Source organism: Herpetosiphonaceae bacterium (assembly GCA_036374795.1).
In the GTDB taxonomy this organism is placed as follows: Bacteria; Chloroflexota; Chloroflexia; order Chloroflexales; family Kallotenuaceae; genus LB3-1.
In genome coordinates this window covers 1-2,444 of record DASUTC010000234.1, presented here as the reverse complement: position 1 = coordinate 2,444, position 2,444 = coordinate 1, and the positions used below count along the sequence as shown (strand labels likewise).

1 protein-coding gene is annotated in these 2,444 nt (G+C 67.8%); it reads left to right on the top strand.

The window, feature by feature from the left end; translation table 11 throughout:
• On the top strand, positions 1–2,444 hold a 2,444-nt coding region (locus VFZ66_17375), incomplete at both ends, for a condensation domain-containing protein (GenBank protein ID HEX6290960.1).

Sequence of the window (2,444 nt, the reverse complement as noted above, 5' to 3'; positions counted from 1 at the left end):
GCCGGTGGGCGTGCCCGGCGAGGTCTTCGTCGGCAGCGCGGGGCTGGCGCGGGGCTATCACCAGCGGCCCGACCTGACCGCGTCGCGCTTCGTGCCCGATCCGTTCAGCGGGGCAGTGGGCGCGCGGCTGTACCGCACGGGCGACCTGGCGCGGTATCTGCCGGATGGCACGCTCGACTTCATGGGGCGGATCGATCAGCAGGTCAAGCTGCGCGGCTATCGGATCGAGCTGGAAGAGATCGAGGCGCTGCTGGCCCAGCATCCCGCCGTGCGTGAGCAGGTGGTGCTGGCGCGCGAGGATCAACCGGGCGATCTCCGGCTGGTGGCGTATGTGGTGCCGAACGAGAACCAAGATGAGGTCGGTTCTCAGTGCTCGGTGCTTGGGTCTATGGAGGCCGAGCAGGTCGAGCACTGGCAGCATCTATACGACGATGCCTACCGACAGATGCAGGCCGCAGATCCGCGCTTCAGCTTCGGCGGCTGGATCAGCAGCTACACCGACGAGCCGATCCCGATTGCGGAGATGACCGAGTGGGCCGATCAGACGGCGGCGCGCATTCTGGGCACGCGCCCGCGCCGGGTGCTGGAGATCGGCTGTGGCGCAGGCTTGCTGCTTTTCCGCATCGCGCCGCACTGCGAGTACTATTGCGGCACCGACTTCTCCGCGCCTGTGCTTGATTCCATCCGCCACTACCTGAGCCAGCCGGAGTACGCGCTGCCGCAAGTGGCGCTCTACCAGCGCACTGCCGATGCGGTGGCCGATCTGGCGGATCAGCAGTTCGACACGGTGATCATCAACTCGGTAGTGCAATATTTTCCGAGCGTCACCTATCTGGTGCAGGTGTTGGAGGCGGCGCTGCACGCCGTGCGGGCGGGTGGTCAGATCTTGATCGGCGATGTGCGCAACCTGGCGCTGCTTGAGGCGTTCCATACATCGGTGCAGACGCAGCGGGCTGAGCCTGAGCTGGCCTGCGACGAGCTGTGGGCCAGGGCGCAGCAGGCTATGGCGCAGGAGGAGGAGCTGCTGCTCGATCCGGCCTTTTTCGTCGCGCTGCCGCAGCATTTTCGGCAGATTAGCCAGGTGCAGGTGCTGCTGAAGCGCGGCCAGGCGCAGAACGAGCTGACCCGGTTCCGCTACGATGTGCTGCTGCATGTGGCTGTCACGCCGCAGCAGCCGCAGGATCATGCCTGGCTGGACTGGCAGCGCGACGCGCTGAGCCTCGACCGGGTGCGCCAGGTGCTCCACGACGATGCTCCTGCGGCGCTCGGTATCCGTGCCGTGCCCAACGCCCGCGTGCTGGCGGATGTCTATGCGCTCGATCTGCTGCGCAACGGCGCGCGTCCGGCAACGGCAGAGGATCTGCGCGCAGCGCAGAGCGAGCTATCGCCGGAGCTGGGCGTTGATCCCGAAGCGCTGTGGACGCTGAGCGAACTGGGCTACAGCGCTGCTCTCAGTTGGGCTGGCAGCGCCGCCGACGGCAGCTACGATGTGCTGCTGTGGCGGCAGACATTGGCGATGCCGCCGGTTTTTTCCACGCGCGCGGAGCGTCTCAAGCCGTGGAGCGAGTATGCCAATAATCCGCTGCGCGAGCAACAGTCGCGGACGCTTGGGCCGCTGCTGCGGCGCTTCCTCCAGGAGCGGCTGCCGGAGTACATGGTGCCGAGCGCGTTTGTGGTGCTCGATCGCATGCCGCTGACGCCCAACGGCAAGATCGACCGCAACGCGCTGCCCGCGCCGGAGCGCAGCCGCCGCGAGCTGGCCGATGCCCTCGTGCCGCCGCGCACGCCCACGGAGGAGTTGATCGCCAGTGTGTGGTCGGCGGTGCTTGGCGTTAGTCCGATCGGCGTCTACGACAATTTCTTTGCCCTCGGCGGACACTCGCTGCTCGCCACGCAGGTGATCACCCGGCTGCGCCAGGTGCTCGATCGTGAGCTGTCGCTGCGTCTGCTCTTCGAGGCACCGACGATCGCGGCGTTTGCGGAGCGGCTGACGACGCAGCGCGCCGATGCGAGCGTGCCGTTGGTGGCGGTGCCCCGCGATCGGGATCTGCCGCTGTCGTTTGCCCAGCAGCGGCTCTGGTTCCTCGATCAGCTTGAGCCCGGCAGCGTGCTCTACTCGATCCCTTCGGTGGTGCGGCTGCGCGGCAGCCTGGATCATGGCGCGTTGCAGCGCAGCCTGAGCACGATCGTGGCCCGACACGAGGTGCTCCGCACGACCTTTGCGGTCGATCCGTCCGCGCCGACGCTGGAGCCGCGCCAGCAGATCGCGCCGCCGAGCGAGCTGCCGCTGCCGCTGGTGGAGCTGCCGCCGGAGGCCGACGCGACGACGATTCGCGCCGTGGTGCAGCAGGTGGTCCAGCAGCCGTTCGATCTGCGCCGAGGGCCGCTGCTGCGCGCGACGCTCTATCGGCAGGGGCCACACGACCATATCCTGGTGCTGGTGA